At 27.1% G+C, this 1,892-nt stretch carries 1 protein-coding gene and 1 pseudogene; both read right to left on the reverse strand.

Annotated elements, in window-relative coordinates:
- A pseudogene (locus Q0F58_RS19340) lies at positions 1-1,326 on the reverse strand (hypothetical protein); the annotation flags it as partial.
- On the reverse strand, positions 1,310-1,892 hold a 583-nt coding region (locus Q0F58_RS19345), incomplete at its 5' end, for a DUF6063 family protein (RefSeq protein WP_294379704.1). The gene Q0F58_RS19345 and the pseudogene Q0F58_RS19340, both read right to left, overlap by 17 nt.

The following is a 1,892-nucleotide window of genomic DNA, read 5'->3' on the forward strand; positions in this document are numbered from 1 at the left end:
CTCATTATGACTGTTTTCATTATCACTTAATTCTTTTGATAATATAGTCTTTATGGTAAAACCAAGGTCATTTATTCTTGGGGCAAAATCTTTATTTTTACTGCTGAGTACTTTTAATTTATTCTCGTAGTTTTGAAGTTCCTCTGACTTTTCTTTATACTCTTTGTATAACTTAGCACATGTGAATATATTAAGCTTTTTTCTAAAATCATCACGCTGAGATTCATTTAATGAAATCATATTTATTTTTTCATCAAGTTTATTATGTAAATCAGACATTTTATCTTCTAATTTATAAATTTCAAGAGACTTTTCTTCATATTCAAGTTCTTTTAATGATTCATTTAAATCATTAAGTGCATTTTCAAGATTACATTTATCTGTTTCATAATTAGAAAGAGTATACTTCAAATACTCAATAAAATTTGCCATGGTATTTTCAAGATTTTCTCTAGCATTTATAGTATTTATGTACTTGTTACATTCTTCATGTAATTCAGCTGATAAATTATTAAAAAGCTCCATCTTTGCTTTTTTATCTATATTATGTTTGTTTTCTTTATACTGAATAACATAGTTATTAATTATTTCCCTAAAATTTTTAATTCTGTCTTCATCTTTATTAAGCTTATTTTCAATAGCAGGAAGAAACCATTCCTTCATAAGTCCTTCTACATTTTTAGCACTTGAAAAAAGTTCAGAAAGCCCGGATTCCTTAAGATTAATTTTTTTTATTACATTTTCCCATTCTTTATAATTAATCTTATAAGATAACAGTCTGTCAAAATACATTTTTGTGCCTACAGAATTTGTAATATCATAATAGCTGAACTTATAAGCTTCATTCTTTTTAAGAGATTCAAAAAGCTTTTTTGAATTTGCATAGCTTTTAACAGATCTTTTGTCTCCGTCTTTATCTACAATCTTTAAATTATCTATATCACACTCACACGGACCTGAATACTCACTTATGAAACTTATAATATCAAGTTTTTCTTTTGAATCTTCATCAGATGCAGTTTCTCTTTTTCTAACCATAAGTCCTGTAAGTACATAACCACCTCCATTATCAAGTTTCCATTCTACAAGAATATATGTAGGCGTACTTTTTGTAAAATAACTTTCAAAAGGTCTGTCTTTAAAGTTTCTATATCTTTTATGTACAAAAGGTGAAATCATCATCTGAACAAGTACCGATTTTCCACCACCATTTCTTAAATTAAACATGGTACTTTCAGTATCAAGGAAAAAAGTTTCATCATCGATTTTCATGGAATTATTATTATAGTTAAGATTTACAAATCTCATCTTATTGATCTTGCTCATTTTTTTCCTCCCCAAATGCTTTTAGAACTCTGTCATAATTATTTTTATTTAATATGTTCCAATCCATAAATGCATCAAGTTTTTTAGTAGTCTTTATCATATCATCATTTTGTATATAATATATTAATCCCTGTTCATCAAGAAATTTTAATATGGTATTTACAAAACCTTCTTTTGTAGTTTTTGAAGTTGTTTTCTTATCACTGCTCTTTAATGCTTCAAATCTTTCAAGTATATTTTGGAATGCTATTCCATCTGTACTGCTTTTTTCATCTTCACTTCTCTTTGCACCTTCAGTAAGCTTATCTGTAATTATATTAAGAAATTCTCCCACCTTTATATAATCCCTGCATTTACTTGTTATTCCCTGAGAACTGTAAAATGTGACTAAGAGAGTCAAAATAACAAATTGAGAAAGATAATAATCTTTATCATTAGCACCTGATTTGCATAAAATTTTCTTAAGTTCGCCTTTTGAATAACCTAAGAAATCATTTTCTTCTTTAGGAATAAGGTATACTACTCCTCCATATTTTTTTATATATGTTTCTGAAGCTTCACCGAGA

It is taken from the genome of uncultured Clostridium sp., assembly GCF_934754915.1.
In the GTDB taxonomy this organism is placed as follows: domain Bacteria; phylum Bacillota; class Clostridia; order Clostridiales; family Clostridiaceae; genus Clostridium.